This is a genomic window from Brevibacillus sp. HB1.2, assembly GCF_013332495.1.
Classification (GTDB): Bacteria; Bacillota; Bacilli; order Brevibacillales; family Brevibacillaceae; genus Brevibacillus; species Brevibacillus porteri.
In genome coordinates this window covers 651,937-670,440 of the sequence record NZ_JABMIU010000002.1, presented here as the reverse complement: position 1 = coordinate 670,440, position 18,504 = coordinate 651,937, and the positions used below count along the sequence as shown (strand labels likewise).

17 protein-coding genes are annotated in these 18,504 nt (G+C 48.1%); 15 read left to right on the top strand and 2 right to left on the bottom strand.

Features of this window, described 5'->3' with window-relative positions; all coding sequences use genetic code 11:
• Nucleotides 1–61: 61 nt before the first annotated feature.
• The 4 genes from HPY28_RS07910 (at nucleotide 62) to HPY28_RS07895 (ending at nucleotide 5,209) form a co-directional block, all read left to right on the top strand.
• Nucleotides 62–1,624 carry a YcdB/YcdC domain-containing protein gene (locus tag HPY28_RS07910; protein WP_174230352.1) on the top strand — a complete coding sequence of 521 codons (1,563 nt, stop codon included), beginning with the start codon at nucleotides 62–64 and terminating at the stop codon, nucleotides 1,622–1,624.
• Nucleotides 1,625–1,790: 166 nt separating this feature from the next.
• Complete coding sequence (locus HPY28_RS07905) at nucleotides 1,791–2,786, top strand: hypothetical protein (protein ID WP_017250362.1); 996 nt, start codon at nucleotides 1,791–1,793, stop codon at nucleotides 2,784–2,786.
• The gene (locus HPY28_RS07900) at nucleotides 2,783–3,058 is read left to right on the top strand and encodes a hypothetical protein (RefSeq protein ID WP_017250361.1); all 276 of its coding nucleotides are present in this window, start codon (nucleotides 2,783–2,785) and stop codon (nucleotides 3,056–3,058) included. The genes HPY28_RS07905 and HPY28_RS07900 overlap by 4 nt, the downstream gene beginning before the upstream one ends.
• An 81-nt stretch (nucleotides 3,059–3,139) precedes the next feature.
• Nucleotides 3,140–5,209 (top strand): YecA family protein, encoded by a 2,070-nt coding sequence (locus HPY28_RS07895; protein ID WP_173622295.1) that lies wholly within the window; start codon nucleotides 3,140–3,142, stop codon nucleotides 5,207–5,209.
• 73 nt (nucleotides 5,210–5,282) lie between these two features.
• On the opposite strand, the gene HPY28_RS07890 is transcribed toward HPY28_RS07895, so the two are convergent.
• Nucleotides 5,283–6,500 carry an MFS transporter gene (locus HPY28_RS07890; protein ID WP_017250359.1) on the bottom strand — a complete coding sequence of 406 codons (1,218 nt, stop codon included), beginning with the start codon at nucleotides 6,498–6,500 and terminating at the stop codon, nucleotides 5,283–5,285.
• A 227-nt stretch (nucleotides 6,501–6,727) separates the two neighbouring features.
• On the opposite strand from HPY28_RS07890, the gene HPY28_RS07885 reads away from it, so the two are divergent.
• The 9 genes from HPY28_RS07885 (at nucleotide 6,728) to HPY28_RS07845 (ending at nucleotide 15,601) form a co-directional block, all read left to right on the top strand.
• Nucleotides 6,728–7,681, top strand: a complete 954-nt coding sequence (locus HPY28_RS07885) for a carbohydrate kinase family protein (protein WP_017250358.1) — start codon at nucleotides 6,728–6,730, stop codon at nucleotides 7,679–7,681.
• A 57-nt stretch (nucleotides 7,682–7,738) separates the two neighbouring features.
• Nucleotides 7,739–7,876: a hypothetical protein gene (locus HPY28_RS07880; RefSeq protein WP_007717021.1), complete on the top strand. Its 138-nt coding sequence runs from the start codon at nucleotides 7,739–7,741 to the stop codon at nucleotides 7,874–7,876.
• A gap of 229 nt (nucleotides 7,877–8,105) precedes the next feature.
• Nucleotides 8,106–9,566 (top strand): LCP family protein, encoded by a 1,461-nt coding sequence (locus HPY28_RS07875; protein ID WP_017250357.1) that lies wholly within the window; start codon nucleotides 8,106–8,108, stop codon nucleotides 9,564–9,566.
• A gap of 175 nt (nucleotides 9,567–9,741) precedes the next feature.
• On the top strand, nucleotides 9,742–10,056 hold the full coding sequence (locus HPY28_RS07870; protein WP_017250356.1) for a hypothetical protein: 315 nt from the start codon (nucleotides 9,742–9,744) through the stop codon (nucleotides 10,054–10,056).
• A gap of 75 nt (nucleotides 10,057–10,131) precedes the next feature.
• On the top strand, nucleotides 10,132–10,602 hold the full coding sequence (locus HPY28_RS07865) for a hypothetical protein (protein WP_174230351.1): 471 nt from the start codon (nucleotides 10,132–10,134) through the stop codon (nucleotides 10,600–10,602).
• 147 nt (nucleotides 10,603–10,749) lie between these two features.
• Nucleotides 10,750–12,753 carry an oxidoreductase gene (locus tag HPY28_RS07860; RefSeq protein ID WP_174230350.1) on the top strand — a complete coding sequence of 668 codons (2,004 nt, stop codon included), beginning with the start codon at nucleotides 10,750–10,752 and terminating at the stop codon, nucleotides 12,751–12,753.
• Nucleotides 12,754–12,918: 165 nt separating this feature from the next.
• Nucleotides 12,919–13,215, top strand: a complete 297-nt coding sequence (locus HPY28_RS07855) for a hypothetical protein (RefSeq protein ID WP_017250353.1) — start codon at nucleotides 12,919–12,921, stop codon at nucleotides 13,213–13,215.
• 74 nt (nucleotides 13,216–13,289) lie between these two features.
• Nucleotides 13,290–14,138 (top strand): YtnP family quorum-quenching lactonase, encoded by an 849-nt coding sequence (locus HPY28_RS07850; RefSeq protein ID WP_174230349.1) that lies wholly within the window; start codon nucleotides 13,290–13,292, stop codon nucleotides 14,136–14,138.
• A 227-nt stretch (nucleotides 14,139–14,365) separates the two neighbouring features.
• Nucleotides 14,366–15,601 carry an MDR family MFS transporter gene (locus HPY28_RS07845; protein ID WP_017250351.1) on the top strand — a complete coding sequence of 412 codons (1,236 nt, stop codon included), beginning with the start codon at nucleotides 14,366–14,368 and terminating at the stop codon, nucleotides 15,599–15,601.
• On the opposite strand, the gene HPY28_RS07840 is transcribed toward HPY28_RS07845, so the two are convergent.
• On the bottom strand, nucleotides 15,593–16,381 hold the full coding sequence (locus HPY28_RS07840; protein WP_017250350.1) for a GDSL-type esterase/lipase family protein: 789 nt from the start codon (nucleotides 16,379–16,381) through the stop codon (nucleotides 15,593–15,595). The genes HPY28_RS07845 and HPY28_RS07840 overlap by 9 nt on opposite strands.
• 129 nt (nucleotides 16,382–16,510) lie before the next feature.
• Between HPY28_RS07840 and HPY28_RS07835 the strand changes: the two genes are divergently transcribed.
• Together HPY28_RS07835 and HPY28_RS07830 are read left to right on the top strand one after the other, a co-directional pair.
• The gene (locus HPY28_RS07835; RefSeq protein ID WP_017250349.1) at nucleotides 16,511–17,470 is read left to right on the top strand and encodes an ABC transporter ATP-binding protein; all 960 of its coding nucleotides are present in this window, start codon (nucleotides 16,511–16,513) and stop codon (nucleotides 17,468–17,470) included.
• Complete coding sequence (locus HPY28_RS07830; RefSeq protein WP_174230348.1) at nucleotides 17,436–18,431, top strand: ABC transporter permease; 996 nt, start codon at nucleotides 17,436–17,438, stop codon at nucleotides 18,429–18,431. Before HPY28_RS07835 ends, HPY28_RS07830 begins: the two co-directional genes overlap by 35 nt.
• Nucleotides 18,432–18,504: the final 73 nt, after the last annotated feature.

Below are 18,504 nucleotides of genomic sequence, written 5' to 3'. Positions count from 1 at the left end.
AGAAACGTTTTTGAAGGAAGCTCGTCTTAACAGTAATGGCTTGTAAATAGGAGGTATTCTCGTGAAAAAGCGAAACAGAGCTGCCATGTTTGTGTTGGCAGTCAGCATGGTCACGACACCAGTGGCACTTCTGCATCCGTTGTCTTCCTATGCGTATGATGGCAAATCAAGTCTGGAACCCATTCAGTTGCCAGAAGACATCGTCCACTTGTTAACAGAATTGAAAGAGGACTATGTGCCTCTCATGAAAGACCTTCATGTGGACTCATACGGAGGGACAAGCAACTCGGGGTATGTCATTAATCTCTCGGATCGAAAGAGTATTATTACTTCGAATACGACGCTCAATATCTCCACGAATGCAGAGGGAGATATGACCAGATTTGTCCTGCATGATGTGAATCGGGACAAAACAACCAAAATCAATAAAAAGGAAGCCTATCAAAAGGCTGTCAATTTTATTCGAAATTACATAGCGGTTAACCATGTTATTTCCCCGCAAGCGACGCTCTCTTTCGATCGTGCGTCAGAGCTGGATCATCTGGCAGTCGTCAGTGTCTACCCACAGTTGAACAATACGTGGGTGGACAAAGAGACAGCGCGGGTCATGGTTGATGCAAAGGGCCAGGTTGTCGATTTTCAGCAAGATAAGGTAAAGCTTCCTACCCCAGCAGAAGTAGCGGACCCAAGCAAAGCTGTACCACTCGAAAAGGCAACGAAGGAGTGGCAAGACAAGGTATCCATGGAACTGGTCTACGATGAGTCAGCGGGCAAGCTTGTTTACGTGCCCGACCAATTGCCAACGATAGATGCTCTGTCTGGTGAAGAAGTTCCGTCTGTGTATAAAACAACGAATGAGACGATGAAAATCAAAGGAACAGCAGACATGGGCATCTGGCGAGATACGAAAAAAATGGAGCAGATGCTCGAGAAGGATTTTGGACTGAAGCTGAATCAGCGCACGTACAAAAATGTAAAAGAAGACAAAAAGTATAAAAACAGTGACATCGATCGCCATGAATGGAATGCGAGCTCGTATCAAAGTGCGTGGATTACTCTCGACCGTAAAACAAAATCACCCATTGAATTCAAGCTGGACGGTTCCGTAGAAAAGGAGCTTGAGAAGCCGCTCACGCATGATGAGGCAAAAGACATCGCAGTACAATTTGTGGAGAAATACTTATTGTCCAAAGAACAAGCTTTCTCCGTAAAGGAGACGAGTCTTATAGAAAATCTGCCGGGTTGGGCGGATCAAAATTTGGTGCGGCCGATCAGTAGCTTTGCTTTTCATCCTGAGATTGATGGTATCCCTACGAAGAGACCACTGTTTTACATGGAAGTGGACGCAAAGAAGGGTAATGTAGTCCTTGTTCAAGTAAATGACCTGCCGTCCATGCCTGCTACCATCAGTAAAGACGGTATTGTCAAGGATGAGAAAGCAAAGGATGCGTATCTCAAAGAAGCAAATCTACGCTTGGCATACTGGTATCCGAATGTAGGTACACATTCAGCGAAACTGCCGGAGCTGGCCTATTTACCAACGGCCGATGCCAAGTCTTTGCAGATCGATGCTGCAACGGGTGCAGTGGAAGAAACCTGGCTGGAATGGAAAGCGTCCGACTAAGCATTACCCGACATGGTGTAGAAGCCGTGTCGGGTTTTCCTTTTCATCATTATCGGAATTCATAAACACTTCAAGTCAGGTAGGATTTTTTTTCTTTTTGTAGAATATCTTCTTGATTCCCATTTGATTTGGCAAACAATGCCGAACACGAGAAGGAGAAAGTGCAATGAAACGGCCAACTTATACCCTACCAAGTATTGTAAAAAAGGTATTCCGGCCCGGTGAGCGCTCCCTTCCACGTACGGAGATCTGCTCCCGGATGGAAGCGAATGAGCTGAATGCTTTTTTGGATCTGGACTGCAAGACAATACTGGATAAAGTGTTGAACATGGAGCAGTCTCCAGTGCGAGTTGGAAGTTCAGAGGCGATCGTAGAGGTCACTCACCAGCCGCATCAAGTGTACGACTTGGCTCATCGCTATTTACGCGATAGCCAAACACCAAAAAAGCTTGAGCAAATTGTCGCAGAGCTGCGTCGTCAAACGCAGTTTGGCTGGAATCAGATTCTTCGTATGTTGCAATTGGAACGCGATCCTCGCTTTGTGCAATATCAAGGCGACAGCAGATGGTTTTTGGCAGAGTGGACTTTGGGCAATGACCAAGTGTATGCGTTTTGCCGCGACAATGGCATTACGCAGGTAGCTGCTCGCACATTAGTCCATTTTCTGGAGCAGGAAGTAGGAATTGCTGCAGATGCTGCTTTTCTCCCTGCGCAAGATGACCGCTTCCGCATTGACGGTGATACCATGTACATCATTGCTCGTAGCGAAGATTCCAAGGAAGAGCAGGCGGCCCTCGAGGTTGCTGTTGCTGCCCCTTCTGTATCGATAGGAAACAGCGAGTCCGTCTCAGAAGAAATTGCATCGGAAGAACCAGCGAATCCCTTACATCAGGTGGAACAACAACATGAACTATTAGTTACCAAGGAGGAAGCTACTATGTCTACCATTACCAACCAGCAAGTTCTTGAGGAAGTACAAAAACTGATGCAAGAAGCTATCGACCGCTTGGAGACAAGAAACCAAGAAATGTCCCAAGAAGTTGTCGCTCATTTTCAACAAAGCAATATGCAAGCTATAGAAGTGCTAATGAAAGAGAAACATAAGCATGAGCAGATCGTACTTGGCATTCAACAGGTGCTGGCGACCAGTGAACAACAATGAGTAAACTTGAGGCTACGATCCGGTTAGAGCAGAGATTTGCCATCCTGCGCGAGGTTATCGCGGGCTATCGGATTCGCCTTCAAGAAATGGAGCAGGAAGTGGTAGAGCTTTTTACCACGAACCAGCTCTCTGCTATTTCAGCATGTATGGGCGAGAAGCAGCGCATCGTCAGGTTGATGAATCGACTGGAACAATTTATTGTTCAATGGGAAAGCAACAACACGGATGTGGGTATCGCACATGAACCAAAGCGAGAACACTTGAACACATGACGAATAATGCGGTAAAATAGGGGGATTGTGCATGATTCCCCGCGCATGCCGCGTGGGCTGGAAAGGAGATCCAAACCCTCTATGTCGGTAGGAAGAAACGAACTGTGCCCTTGTGGGAGCGGAAAAAAATACAAAAAATGCTGTGGGGTTGTCACTCCCATTACGGAGCTGCGTAGCCGCCACGAGCAAAAGCTGCAAAAAGAATACGCTGGCTGGGTCGAAAGACTGAACCATTTTGTCGGCGCAAATGTAACCAGCGAGACGATTCAAGAAGCGCGGAATCGTTTTGCCGAAGAAGTAGGCTTGACTCAAGAGAGTGTCGCACGTCCTGAATGGGCAGCCCATTTCTTCAACTGGTGTGTATTGGACGTCAAAACAGGTGGAAGCACGCTGCTTGAGAACTATATCAAACAGCATGGACGTCGGATGGAGCCTGATCTTCGCCGTGCGTTTGCTGGATTGCACCTGAACGTTTATGAAATCGTGGAAGTGGATCGTGATGTCATCACGGTTCAACAACCGATATCGGAAGAAAAACACTATCTGCTTCGTGCCAATACGTTGAATGTTGTCCCTGGGCAATTGATCGTTGGGCGCCTGCTGAATCTAGGTCTGCGTGATATGCTCTTCTCTGGCAGCATCATCTTGCAGCCACATGTCAAGGAAAGCCTGCTCGAGTGGTTACGCCAGCATCCAGAAGTAGAAGCTGCGAAGGCAGATACGAGCAAGAGAAGCTATACGACAGAGCTGTATCACTTCATCGTTCAATTTGGTGGAGCGGCAAGCGAGTCGGAAGCACCGAAGCAAGAATCGCTACTGCGTCGTACCTATGCGATGCCAGATCGTAAACAGCTCCTGAAAGTAATCGAGTCGAATCCTGCATTCGAGCTGAAAAAACGGGATGCTGCTCGTGAGACATGGGTATATGCGACACGCAAGGAAGAGCATTTGTTCCCGAATTTAAAGGATGCCTTGTTGGAGCTATACGAAGTACAGGCAGAAGTGATTTTGCAGGATGACAGCCTGATTCTGGAAGGGTATGCATCGCAGTTAGATGAAGTCGCAGAGCTTTTACTGCTGCTTGCATTTGAGAACGAAGAGGAGATTCGCGTTCTTACTTCAACGGGCTCTCGTTTGTCCAAAGGAACTCTGTTTATCACGAGTCAGCCTACTTTGCCACCAAAAGTGTTGCAGTGGGCGGTCCAAACCTATTTTACCGAAAAATGGCTGGTTACTTCCCATGAACAGCTCGATGATTTGGCTCCGCTCTTGGTTGCGGCTACAGAAAACGAGGAGCTGCATGGGAAACTTCACAAGTTGATGGAACAAATGGAACAGGATCATAAAATCGGACAAGGCTTGGCTCGCTTTATCCGCATGGACATTCTTCGTCCTCGCCTCTCGTTGTCAAATGACAGCCTGCATGTGCATAACCTGCTGCGCCGTCCGTTGATCGAGGGGTTGCCGGAGAGTGTGTACACCGTGCATCCTGACAGACTTGCGGACATCAATCGCTTCGTGCAAGAGATGACCGAGGGCAAGTCGGAAGCAACCGTCAAAAAATACGATGAGGTCATGAATAACTTCCGTTCATTCGTCAGAGGAGCGTTTGGCCCATCTTTCACATGGGAGCAGTTGCGTAGAGAGGATCTGGTATACTTCTTCGTCCACGACATTTTCACGCGCACAGACGCAACGACCAAAACGTTGGCAACGAATCTGATGTCTGTTTTGACGGCGTTCTTCAAGTGGCTGGATAAGCAAGGACCATACGCGCTTTATCCTGTCATGCAGCCATTGTTCGCCGAGTTGAAGGAAACATTGCCGGAATCCTATCGCTTGCGTGGTGTGCTGGAAAAGGAAGCGACTCAAAATCTTTTCAGCAAACCAATGGCGATCAAAGATGTCACGGAAGAATCCATACTCGTGCAAGAAATCACTTCATCTGGTTGTACGGCAAAACGAGCGAATGGCGAGACAATCAAGCTGTCTATTGGCGCTGAATTGGGTGCTATGCTGGCAGCAGATTGGGTGATCCATGGCTTGTTCGGTCAAGGTGAGGACGGTACTTGGAGACTGTTTGGTACGCCTGAAGTGTATCCACCAGTCATTGCCCAAGTGCTGGGCGCACCAACAGGTGTATTAGTCTAGAACCCCTAGCATAAAGAAAAACCCGAGGATTCGTGTCCTCGGGTTTTTTGTTTTGACTTTTCCTTGGAATAGATTAGTGAGCCCATTCGCGGAGTGTCTTGTCTTTCGGCAGCAAAAAGCCCATAACCCCGATTAACGGGAGGAACGAACATAACAGAATGACAAAGCTCAGACTGTAAAGATCGGCGAGATAGCCGAAAACGAGAGCGCCCATGCCTCCCATTCCAAAGGCAAGCCCGATGATCAGTCCGGATACGGTACCGATTTTGCCAGGCAATAGCTCCTGCGCGTACACGACTGTGACGGAGAAGCTCGAAAGCATGATAAAGCCGCTGATCACCATTAATGGAAAGGCCCAATTGCCTGAGACGTAAGGCGTCAGCAATGTCAGTGGAAGTGAACCGAGTGTGGAAATGATGAGCAAGTTCCTTTTTCCGAATCGGTCAGACAGCGGTCCGCCAAAAAATGTCCCAATCGCTCCTGCGAAAAGAAAACCAAAAATGACGAGCTGTGCACTGGCATAATCCATATCTTTCACATACATCAAATAAAACTGATAAAAGCTTTGGTAGCCAGCATTCATCCAGGACCGCACACTGACGATGACAACCAGGAGACCGAGGGCAATCAATCGCTTGTTCCGATTCGTATACGTGACAGGTGCGGCAGTAGCCTTTTTCAAGCGCTGTTGCCCACGATACCAGAGAGCAACATAGAGCAAGATGCCGCTAGCTAATAGCGCGGGCAACAGAAACCAGGCAGCCCCTGTCTGTCCCAGATTTGCAAAGACCAGGATGGTCATCAAGGGGGCGAGTGCTTGCCCGGCATTTCCACCTACTTGAAAAATGGATTGTCCCAGCCCTCTGCGAGGACCGGATGCCAAGTGGGCGAAGCGTGAGGCTTCTGGGTGGAAGATGGCTGAGCCAATACCAACACAGGCGACTGCTGCGAGAACGAAATAGTAACTACCGGAGAATGCGAGTGCCAGCATCCCCAATCCCGATACGATCAAAGCCAGTGGTGGCAATAAAGGAATCGATTTGCGATCGGAGAAGTAACCGACGAATGGTTGCAAAACAGATGAAGTAAGATTCATGACGAGTAAAATCATTCCGACTTGTGTAAACGTTAATGCCAGATTCTTCTCTACAATAGGAAGCAATGCAGGGATGACCGCTTGTAAGCTGTCGTTTAACAGATGCGCAATGCTAATGGCAAATAGCATGCGATAGACAGTTGGTGCCGCAGTCCCTGCCGGTGTAGAGTGAATGGGTGTTGATGAGGCACTCATGTCAGTTCATCCCCAACCTTTCTTAGGTAACTTACTTTTTATTTTTTTCAATGTAGCATGGATTCTACAGGACGTCATCCATGAATGATGGGAATATGATGGTCGGAAATAAAGAATTTGATCTGTCAGGAAGTTTTTTAAAAAGTAGGTAAATGGAGAAACGGTGTCGAAAAAGAGAGGAGCACAATGGACTAGACCATGAGCAGAAGGCTAGGGGGAATGCTGGAATGCTGGAAGGTATAACAGAATACTGGCTATGCGTGGGAGGAGCCAATGTTGACGTGCAGGGGATCACTTCTGCCAGACTGTTGCCTGGAACAAGTAATCCGGGTGAAGTACATCAAGCAGCAGGCGGCGTAGCTCGAAACGTGGCGGAAAATCTGGGATGGCTAGGAGAAGAAGTGCAGCTGTTTGCTCTGGTGGGAGAAGATGCAGATGGCGAGTGGCTAAGACAGGTCACAGCAAATAGTGGAGTGGCTACTCATGGCATGTTGCGAATCGCAGGGAAATCGACTGGGCGCTACTTGGCTATTCGTGATCGTGACGGTGAATTGTACACGGCTGTTGCAGACATGGAACTAAATGAAGAGTGGCCAGCGGAGATTGTCCAGCAAGGTCTCAAACGCTTGTCTCAGGCCGCAGGCTTGTTTCTGGATGCCAATCTTCCCGTCGAGGTTATGCGGGCATTTTTGGCGGAAGCTAGAAGACTCGATAAAAAGATCATCGTGGACCCTGTTTCTGTGAAAAAAGCAGAAAAATGGAAAGGGTTGCTTGAAGGTGTTCATATACTTGTCGCGAGCATTGATGAGCTTGAAGTGCTAGGTGGCCAATCACTTCATTCCTATAATGATGTGGAAATATGCGCGAAAAAATTGGTGGCAGAAGGTATTCATCAGGTCATGGTCATTTGTGGGGAAGCAGGGCTGTGGCTGTGCACCGCACAGGAGGAAAAATGGCTTGCTGCCCCGACTATGCCGATTCGAGAGTCCGCAGGAGATGCGTTTGCCGCAGGTATCATTTATGCGCAAAACAAAGCATTGTCCCTTACAGAACAAGCAGCTTTCGGCGTTGCTTTGGCTGAGATGAGAACAAAGGGAAATGGCCAATACGATATCGATGTCCTTTTGGCACGAAAAGATTACTATGCCGCAAAAGAAAGACAGATCCTCGACAGAGAATGAAAATACATAGCTTGACGTACACTACCCGTTAGTTGGTACAGAGGAGGAGTGTATGTCATGGAAAAGAAATCGAATGATGTGAATGGAAAACAAGAGAGCCATGTTCGGCAGGGTGGGGATTCACACCGCTCCAAAAACAAGCGTCCTGAAGGGCCTGTACAAGGATTTAGTCAGGCACCACGCGGCTTGCAATAAGTCAAAATTTATATGTGCAACTAAAGTCCCCTTATCGACAAAAAAATGGGGGACTTTTCGTTTAAAGGAACATTTTTCTACAAATGCAGACAACGATATGGTACAATACCTCAATCAGAGTATTGCCAACTGAAGAAAAAAGTGGTGCATATTGTCGAGTGGCACAATTCAAAATCGTGCCTCCCTTTACTTTGTCAAAAAGCGTGCGCGAACAAGGAGACTGATTCATATGCCAGATACTGTTGTGAAAACACGCGCTTCAGCTTCTCGAAAGAAACAGCCGAGCCGTAATCGAAAAATACGTAAACTCGTTGTATCCTTCACATTGATCACCTTGCTGCTGGTTGGCGGTGTGGCTGGAGCAATTTATTGGAAAATTGAGGACACTCTGACGGAAGTAACGAGCCCTGCAAACAGCGGATTTACTTCGCCAGTATCCCAAAATGTCGATCCTGTTTACTACTCGGATAAGCCAATGTCGTTTGTATTGCTTGGTTCTGATACCCGTCCGGAAACTGGTTCCATGAATACAGACGTAATGATTGTGGCAGTTGCCAACCCAAAGACGAAGAAAGTTACCATGGTATCGATTCCGCGGGACACACGCGTCAAGATCCCAGGCTATCGCGACTACCATAAGATCAATTCTGTCTATGCCAATGGCGAAGCAGAACGCAGGCAAGCAGAGCGCAACAACCGAACGGTTACTGAAGATGGTATTTCCTTAACGAAGAAAACGTTGAATGAAGTACTGGGTATTCCGATTGAGCATTTTGTAGCCATTGATTTCGATGGTTTCAAAGCGGTCATTGACGAATTAGGTGGTGTGGAAGTCAATGTGGATCGCAAACTGGTATACGATGATCCAACTGACGATACTCACATCAATCTCCAGCCAGGTCTTCAAAAATTGAATGGTGAGCAAGCACTTGGTTATGTCCGACATCGTCATGACAACCGTGGAACGAAGTACTACTCCAGTGACTTCGACCGTAACCGTCGCCAACAAGAGGTCATCAAGGCTGTCGTGGACAAAACGGCTTCTCTTGAAGGCTTAACGAAGATATTTAACGTCATGGACGTAGGTGCCAAGAATATACATACCGATCTTTCCAAGGATCAGATCAAAGGCTTGGCCTACGATTTCAAAGGATTTAATTCTTCTACGGTCACCGCATTGGATAATGGGGCATATTGGCAGGGAGGATACACGTATCTCGAAAAAGAAAAGCTCGAGTCTGTTCGCGATTCCTTGCAATCAGAGATGGGATTGAGTGGGAGCGTCGTAGCGTCGCTCAACAATTCTCCGATACTCGGTTCCGGTGAAGCGGTAGCGACAAGCAACAAGAAGAGCGTCAAGAAGAAAACGACAGAATCAGCTGCATCAACATCAACGAAACAAAAAACGGAGGCTCCGAAAGAACAAGAGCCGAATTCAACAGACAATCAAGACGGTACGGCAAATGAAGGTGCAATGCCGCCACCTGATGTCGTAGACTCAGAAGGGCAAGGCCAGTCGACAGATCAAGGTCAGGGAGCACAGACGCCTGCGACTGATGCAACACAATCTCCTGGGACTGTACCAGCAGGTAATAACGGCAACAACTCTACACCACCGCCGGATATCATCCCGCCGTCCAGTCAGGATGCAGGTCCTGCAACTACACAAGGATCGAACACGAACTCTTAACGAGTACGAAAAACACCCGTTCATCATGAGCGGGTGTTTTTATTTGTCGATTCATTAAAAAATTTTAAAAATTCGTTTATGGAAAAGGTTTAGAAAACACCAATTTCGTGGTACAATAATAATATGCTGATAAGACAGATTAATCAGATAATTATTACTGACTGGAGGGATTTCTATGACGATTTTCTTGGTGAACCTGTTCCTGGTGATTGCTTTTGTGTACCTGATCAGCCGCCAACAAAACGAAGAGTTTGTGTACGATGAAGATTTTTTCCTCCAGAACCCTTCAGCTTTGGAAGAATATCAGCAGATGCCGATTGATTTCCAGCATGCCTTTTTCCGCAAGCATAAAGAGTGGATTAAGGAAAAATATATGCGCGGAGAAAGCTACATTTTAGGTTACTGTCCAAACAAAGAAGTGCGTCGTGCGTGGCTGTCAGAATTCATGAATCAAAAAAATATGAACAATTCACCGACCCCTTCCTCGTGAAGGGGTTTTTCGCATCTGTAGAACTCGTGCTATACTGCTACGAGAGGATATCGTGAAATAGGAGGAAAGAAGTACGTGTTACAATTTATGCTGGAAAAACTAAATCAACAGTTACATACGCATGGAATGATTTCGGATATCGTCTTGCGCTCCGATCATTCGTTGCTGGAAGAAGCGGAAGGGCAAGAGGTTCTGATCACGTTTTCCGAGGCAGAGGACGAAAAGCAACCAACGGCTACCATCCATCTGTTTTCGCTTACAGAAGAGGACAGCTGTGAAATTGAGGTGGAAATTGACTATCCTTATAGCTTGCAAGATGAGGAGATTCAACAATTATGGAAGCAAGCAAAAAGCTTGGTAGCTGAGTGTTCGCTGACAGAAAAGCGCCGCTTTGTGGAGCCTGGCACGCAGGCGGAAGCGAATGTCGTACTGGATTATCACTTTGTCGTGCAGATGCCACGAACAGAAGCTGAAGAAATCGCATTTACAGAAACCATCGCAAGATTTTCCGCAGATTTGGGGATGCTCGTCAAACTCGGCACATAAAAATAGGCTGTACATAAGGAAAGCTCAGGGGTATTATCCTGAGCTTTTTGCATGAAATGTGAGGAAGGAGGAATATGAGGAGGAGAGAGAGAATCGTATAGATAATAAAAATGAATGAGCATTCACTCGTTGGGAGGGCGTTTTAACGTGGAACTTTCAAAAGTATGGGAACCGATTCAAATTGGTTCGATGACGTTGCCAAATCGGATAATGATGGGGTCCATGCACGTTGGATTTGAAAAGCTTGAGAATGGTGTAGCGAGGCTTGCTACCTTTTACGCAGAGCGTGCTAAAGGAGAGGCAGGTCTGATCGTGACAGGAGGGGCTGCTGTACATCCAGAAGGCGGTATGGGCGACGAGTATTGCAATGTATACCAAGACGAGGATATCGAGAAATTGCGTCTGATCACGAAAGAGGTTCATCAAGCCAATGGGAGAATTGCGTTGCAGCTGTTCCATTCCGGGCGTTACGCGTACAAGGAAGCAACAGGATTAGACCCGGTAGCACCATCGCCATTGCAGGCGCCGATTAACCGTTGGAAGCCGAGAGAGTTAAGCGCAGAGGAGATCGAAGTAACGATCCAATGCTTTGCTGATGGCGCCGTACGTGCTAAAAAAGCTGGCTTTGATGCCGTGGAAATTATGGGTTCGGAAGGATACTTGATCAATCAATTTTTATCCCCTGTGACCAATAAGCGAGAAGATGAGTGGGGTGGGGACTTTTTACGCAGAGCCCGCTTTGGTATCGAGGTGGCTAAGCGTGCCCGCCAAGCAGTGGGACCCGATTATCCGATTATCTACCGGATGTCGGGATTGGACTTAATGCCAGATAGTACGACGATGGAAGAGACATTGCAATTTGCCAAAATGCTGGAGGAGGCAGGAGCTGATGCTCTCAATGTCGGAATTGGCTGGCATGAATCACAAGTGCCGACGATTGGCATGATGGTGCCGCGTGGAGCGTATGTATGGGTGGCTCAGCAAGTCAAGCAGGTCGTGAACATCCCGGTTATTGCCAGCAATCGAATCAGCGACATGCGCCAGGCTGAAAAGATTTTGTATGAAGAATGCAGCGATATGGTTTCGATGGCTCGTCCATTTTTAGCGGACCCGTATATCGTTCAAAAAAGTAAAGAAGGACGCTTTGATGAAGTAAACACATGTATTGCTTGCAATCAAGCCTGTCTCGACCATATCTTTGATGGGAAGGTAGCCTCCTGTCTGGTCAATCCTCTCGTGGGCAGAGAAGCAGAGTGGCAGTTGGTTACGGCGGAAAACTGCAAGAAGGTAGCTGTAATCGGAGCGGGGCCAGCCGGCTTGGAGGCGGCTCGTGTGCTGGCAGAGCGAGGGCATCAGGTGGTTATCATGGAGGCCAAAAGACAGATCGGTGGACAATTAAACTACGCCAGACAGGTGCCGGGTAAAGAGGAATTTAATGAAACGCTTCGCTATTATCGGACAGAGCTTGCGCGTCTTGGTGTCGAAATAAGGCTGGGAACACTGGCAGAGGCAGACGCCCTGATTGAAGAAGGCTTTGCAGAAGTGGTAGTGGCAACGGGAGTCATTCCTCGGCGTCCAGAGATTCCAGGAGTGGAGCTCGGACATGTAAAGGGATATGATGCGGTATTTGAAAAGCGCGCCAAGGTCGGTAGACAAGTAGTCATCGTCGGTGCAGGAGGAATCGCATGTGATTTGTCCCATTTGCTGATGCACGACGAAACGATTTCATCGAAGGCAGCGGAATACTTGCAGGAGTATCGGATTCTGGATGGAAGAGCTGTACAGCAACTGCAACAGCGAAAACGAAAGATCAGCATGTTGCGGCGTGGGAAGCATGTCGGATCGGGCTTGGGTAAAACGACGCGCTGGGCAGTTCTCGCAAACCTGAAGCGACGTGGCGTAGAGATGCTGACACAAATTGAATATAGCCGGATTGCAGAAGAAGGGGTATACTTCATTCAGAACGGCGAGGAACGCATGATACCTGCTGATACGGTCATTGTAGCGGCTGGAGCGACCTCCAACAATTCGCTATACCACGCATTGCTTGATCGGCTGCCTGTGCACCTCATAGGCGGGGCTAAAGAAGCGGGAGAGCTCGATGCTAAGCGAGCGATTTTGGAGGGCGCGACGGTAGGAAGAGCGATTTAAGGTGATGAAAAGATTTTCTATTTCGAAAACAATGAGGATCGGATATGATTAAGAAAAGTATGTCGTCTTTTTAGAAGTTTTGTCGAATCGCTTTTCAACCTCCGCTAATTCTTGCAAAATGAAGTTATACTGTTCAAATTCATTTGATTGGGGGCTCTCGCCTTGATGAACCATAATGGCATTCTCTTAGGGAAACGTTACTTCCTGTACTCGTTAGCACCGCTAGTAGAGGTGGAGGGATGGACGTTTACGATAGCCCCGGGGTTTAAGATGATCGCAGGCGGGAGTGCCAATCCATTACAGACATTAATCAGCGTTTACCGAGAGAATGAAAAGGTAGCGCAACTCGTGCTTCATCATAGACGAAGTGATTCAGATGTCACTGTGCAGGCTGTATCAAGTGATCTCCTGTTAGAAATCGCCCCGGCGACTAGAACTGTAAGTGTAGCAGAAAAGATGTAAGGCACCCTGAACGGGGTGCTTTTCACTTTCGATCTTCAATCATCATTCCGAGCAATCGAGGAGGCGGCAGGATCATGGTAGGGAACGAATGGCAGGTAGGTCAGTTTCAATTGTCTTGGCTGAGAGGTGGACTCACGAAGCTGGACGGAGGCGCAATGTTTGGAGTCGTGCCCAAGCCACTCTGGAGCAAAAGATATCCATCGAATGATCTCAATCAAATCCCTTTGCGTGCTGACCCGATCCTGGTACAGGCTCATGGCAAGCGTATTTTGATTGAATCGGGATTGGGAAATGATCGGCTAACGGAAAAACAGAAGCGCAATTTTGGCTTGGAAGAAGAGTCTCAAGTGGTGGACTCCCTTGCTGCAAAAGGATTGACTCCTGCTGATATCGATATCGTCATCATGACACATATGCATTACGATCATGCCAACGGACTTGTCTCTATTCGTGATGGACAACTTATCTCTACATTTCCGCAAGCTGTCATCTACGTGCAGGAGCAGGAATGGGCGGAGATGAGAGAGCCGAATATTCGCTCGAAGAATACATATTGGGAAGAAAACTGGCGTCCGATTGAGAATCAGGTGAAGACGTACGGAGCTTCGAAGGAAGTTGTGCAGGGAATCACGCTTCATCATACAGGCGGTCACAGTCAGGGACATGCTATCGTACGGATGGAGACAGAGGGGCAGCTGCTTTTGCATCTAGCGGACATCATGCCTACACACGCCCATCAAAATCCATTATGGGTGATGGCCTACGACGACTACCCGATGACATCCATCTTTGCAAAAGACGAATGGATCAACAACGGGATCAAGCAAGGAGCTTGGTTCACGTTCTACCACGATAGCGTATACCGTGCGGTGAAATGGAACGAACAGGGAGAAATGATTGATCGGATAGAAGTTATTTTGTAAAAAGGACAAGCAAAAGACCGTCAGTGTTTACTGGCGGTCTTTTGTGTTGTTTAAGGTCACCGTGTCCAACCCTATCGAAATTTTGATTACTCTAATAGAAATGTTTCATAATCAAAAAATTTTGAATGCTCATTGACGAACGCCCATTGCCTCTCTACAATGGGAACATCACAGAGCATCTGTTCTGGCAAAGATGGAAAGGCATAACAGTGGTGAGGAGAGAGACAATGAGCTGGATCAAGATGCGTTTACAGGAGTTTCACCCGATCGTCTGGTCATTAGTCGTCGGGACCGTGTTCGTCCGGGCCGCCAGCTCGATGAGCATGCCGTTTTTGTTTTTATACTTGTCTAATCAAACAGATATGAGCTTGGCTATGATCGGATTGACTATTGGAGCAGGACCGCTCGCGGGTACAATCGGAGGCTTTATTGCGGGAGCGTGGTCGGACAGAATCGGGCGCAGGCGAGTCATGCTAGGCGCGTTGTACGTGTGGACGCTCGTGTTCGTCGGGTTTGCGCTTAGTAAAGACCCGTGGATTCTGCTTTTTCTCAATATAGCAGGGGGACTCTGTCGATCCTTCTACGAACCGGTCTCACAGGCGCTGATGGCAGATGTAACGCCACAAGAGAAGCGGCTTCGTGTGTTCGGTATTCGCTACATGGCGATTAACGTGGGGGTAGCGGTAGGGCCTATCGCAGGGGTAGTGCTGGCGAAAAGCTCTGTAGCCTTACCTTTCCTGATGACGGCAGTGATTTATCTCATCTATGTGATTAGCTTGCAAGGATTATTGAACAAATTTGGCATTAAGCAAATTGAGGGTCAAAAGAAAGAAGTGGTTACATTCGGCCGTGCATTCAGTGTAGTCGTGCACGACAAAGCGTTTCGTTTGTACATGCTCGCCGGTGTTTTGGGAGCGATAGGCTACTCGCAAATGTCATCTACGCTGGCAAAATTCGCAGAAATGACGGTCTTGAATGGAACAGAGCTGTTTGCCATCCTGATGACAGTCAATGCGATTGTCGTGATTGTGATGCAGCTTCCGTTGACGAACTGGGCAGAAAAAAAGACGCCTCTCACCGCGATTGTGGTGGGAAACGTCATGTATGCAGTTGGTGACGTGGGTTATGCCTTTGCCAACTCATGGCTGATATTCATTGTGGCGATGGTATTTTTCACAATTGGTGAAATCCTTACGTTTACAGCAGGAGACGTTCTGATCGACCGAATGGCGCCAGAGAGTATGCGCGGCAGCTATTACGGTGCGAAAAGCTTCAGCAACCTCGGCCAGTTCATCGGTCCGTGGATGGGTGGATTGCTGTTGGCACACTACGGAGGTACGACCTTGTTCCTGATTGTAGCAGCTACCTCGATGATGAGCAGTGCCTTCCAATGGGCGGGTGCTCGCGCCTTTGAGGCAACCCGTGGCAAGTCCTTGAATGAAGCGAGGGCTGAATCACTCTAACGCTTGCAAGATACGATCCGCCATCCGTTTATAGCCTTCAGCATTCGGGTGGAAGTGGTCTGTATACAAGTAGTTTTGTTCTTTACGCAAGAACAAGTCGTAGGTCGGCACCACGAATACTTGCGGGTATCTTGAGGCGATTTGGGACGCCTGATTGTTCCAGTCGAGCACAGGCCCGATGGTGTCGACGGATGCTTCGGTATTGCCAAAAGGATTATACAGGGAAGTATAGACGATCGTCGCTGTTTTGTTGACGCTGCGAATCTGTTTGAGAATCTCTTCATAGTTGACCGCAAGCTGATTAAGAGCTGTGGTCACTTTTTCTTTTTCAATGGTATACAGCCCACCTGTCTGCCTGAACAAGTCATTGCCACCGATGGTAAAAAGAATCAGATCGGCTTCAGCGAGCAGCTTCTTCACTTGCTCCTGAGACATTTGTTTGAGCAGCTCAGATGATTCCTGTCCATTAATCGCGAGGTTTGTGAACGTAATCGACTGGCCCGATTTTTTCTCCAATGCTTGGCGAACGAGTCCGACATAGCCTTGGCCATTTGCGTCTCCGGCACCGCGCGTGAGGGAATCCCCTAGTGCGACTACTTTGTGGACACCCTTTTCTGGTAAAGGAGAGGGTGGCTGCTCTTTTTGGGCAGGTGGGGTTGCTGCGGATGGTGCTAACTGCTGCGGGTTCATCGCGAGGACAAACCCTGTCGCAAATAAGAGAAAGGAGAGTAAAGACAAGAGACCTGCCGTGCGCCAAAGAAATTGGCCGGATGTGCGCATCGGGTATCCTCCTATTCGTTTTAAAGTGTATGGTCATGGTATAATGTGGATGGACATCTTATGACAGTGTACCATAAACAGAACGCCATCGTCAGTTGACGAGGCATGACTCAGATAGGAGGGCGCACATTGGCCGAAACGGTCCTCTCAGTAAAAGGATTGCAAAAAGCGATTGGCAAAAAGTCGATCATTCATGATATTACGTTTGATGTTTTCGCCGGAGAGGTATTTGGATTTCTCGGGCCGAATGGCGCAGGCAAAACCACTACGATCCGCATGCTCGTTGGATTGGCAAAAGCCGATGGGGGAGATATTCGCATCGGAGGCATCTCCCTTCAGGAACAGTTTCCGCAAGCAATTGCGCAGGTTGGTTGTATCGTCGAAAATCCGGAGCTATACAAGTTTTTGACGGGTAGAGAGAATCTGGAGCAGTTTGCGAGAATGAGCGGTGGTATTACGCCTGAGCGTATTGAGGAAATCGTTCGCTTCGTTGATTTGGAGAGGGCAATTGATGATAAGGTAAAAACGTACTCACTCGGAATGAGGCAGCGTCTGGGGATCGCGCAGGCACTTTTGCATCGTCCGAAAATATTGATCCTGGACGAACCGACGAACGGTTTGGACCCGGCGGGGATTCGAGAGTTGCGCCAATTTATTCGCAAGCTTGCCGAGGAGGAAGGGCTCGCTGTCTTCATTTCGAGTCATCTTCTCAGTGAAATCGAGATGATGTGTGACCGGGTGGCGATTATCAGCCAAGGGAAGGTCATTTCGGTTGGATTAGTCAAAGAACTGATGGAGCAGTTTGCTGATCAGGTTGATTGGACAATCCCGTCTTCCCACATACAGAAGGCCGAGGAAGTCCTGCGGAAACTACCAGCAGTGACAGATGTGTGGGTGGTCAGTGAAGAGCGTCTGAAATCACGCATGGACATAGAAAAAGTGAGTGAGGCTAACCAAGCGTTGGTCAATGGCGGCATACCTGTGATGGGGATTGCGACAAAGACGGTTACACTGGAAGACCTGTTCCTTACATTGACGGGAGGAGGGGGAAGTCATGGAGCAGAGCATGGTGGGGCTCGTACAGAATGAAACCATAAAATTGCTGCGTCGGCGCCGTTTTCTCGTCGTTGTGCTGATCTTGGCGATTCTGATCCCGATTTTTACATACGCGCAGTACCGCTCGGTTGTCACTGCACAAGAACGAATGGGGACGACCGACTGGCGCCCGTTATTAACCCAACAAATCGTCGATATGCAAAACAGGCTGGCATCAAGCCGTCTTCCTGAAGAGTGGCGGGATTTTATCAAGGTCAGGATCGCACAGCAGCAATATTATTTGGATCATGACATTAACCCGATGGCGCCGGGTGGACCTACATTCGCCCGTGGCTTTATGGATCAGGCCATTTCGATGTTTTTGCCGATGATTATCGTCGTACTCGCGGTCGACCTCGTATCTTCAGAGTTTAGCGAAGGGACGGTCAAGCTGCTATTAACGCGACCCGTACGGCGTTGGAAGGTATTGACCAGCAAATACATCACCCTGCTGCTGTTTACCTCTCTCACGGTTCTCACGACACTGATTCTCGCTTATTTGCTCTCTGGGGTCGTGTTTGGCTATTCGGGATGGGACCTGCCCATTTTGACTGGCTTTGAAGTGGCGGGAGGAGAGCTCGAGACATCTGGCGCATTCATGCTGCCACAATGGCAATTTTTGCTAATGCAGTATGGGCTAGGCTGGTTCGTCTGCGTCGTGGTTGCCACGGTCACACTCATGGTCTCTGTTTTGGTTCGGAGCGCGGCTGCGGGGATGGGAATTATGATGGCAGCATTAATTAGCGGAACGATCCTGACGCAGATGGCATCCTCCTGGGAAACGTCCAAATACTTGTTCGTGGTAAATTTGCAGCTTACGGATTATCTCAATGGAACACTACCTCCGATTAAAGGGATGACGTTGCCGTTCTCGCTGACCGTGTTGAGTGTATGGGCGATCGCAGCGCTGATCATTGCGTACGCGACCTTTATCCGTAGGGATGTCACATCCTAATTTAACAAATTCCGTTACTTATTGACATGTCTGCTCGTCTTTACCATGACGAATGAAAAAGACAGCGAGAGGA

Coding starts and splice junctions, on each gene's coding strand:
- HPY28_RS07845 (WP_017250351.1), top strand. CDS start 14,366: ATGAGCTGGATCAAGATGCGTTTACAGGAGTTTCACCCGATCGTCTGG.
- HPY28_RS07850 (WP_174230349.1), top strand. CDS start 13,290: ATGGTAGGGAACGAATGGCAGGTAGGTCAGTTTCAATTGTCTTGGCTG.
- HPY28_RS07890 (WP_017250359.1), bottom strand. CDS start 6,500: ATGAGTGCCTCATCAACACCCATTCACTCTACACCGGCAGGGACTGCG.
- HPY28_RS07880 (WP_007717021.1), top strand. CDS start 7,739: ATGGAAAAGAAATCGAATGATGTGAATGGAAAACAAGAGAGCCATGTT.
- HPY28_RS07895 (WP_173622295.1), top strand. CDS start 3,140: ATGTCGGTAGGAAGAAACGAACTGTGCCCTTGTGGGAGCGGAAAAAAA.
- HPY28_RS07885 (WP_017250358.1), top strand. CDS start 6,728: ATGCTGGAAGGTATAACAGAATACTGGCTATGCGTGGGAGGAGCCAAT.
- HPY28_RS07875 (WP_017250357.1), top strand. CDS start 8,106: ATGCCAGATACTGTTGTGAAAACACGCGCTTCAGCTTCTCGAAAGAAA.
- HPY28_RS07900 (WP_017250361.1), top strand. CDS start 2,783: ATGAGTAAACTTGAGGCTACGATCCGGTTAGAGCAGAGATTTGCCATC.
- HPY28_RS07905 (WP_017250362.1), top strand. CDS start 1,791: ATGAAACGGCCAACTTATACCCTACCAAGTATTGTAAAAAAGGTATTC.
- HPY28_RS07855 (WP_017250353.1), top strand. CDS start 12,919: ATGAACCATAATGGCATTCTCTTAGGGAAACGTTACTTCCTGTACTCG.
- HPY28_RS07830 (WP_174230348.1), top strand. CDS start 17,436: ATGGAGCAGAGCATGGTGGGGCTCGTACAGAATGAAACCATAAAATTG.
- HPY28_RS07840 (WP_017250350.1), bottom strand. CDS start 16,381: ATGCGCACATCCGGCCAATTTCTTTGGCGCACGGCAGGTCTCTTGTCT.
- HPY28_RS07870 (WP_017250356.1), top strand. CDS start 9,742: ATGACGATTTTCTTGGTGAACCTGTTCCTGGTGATTGCTTTTGTGTAC.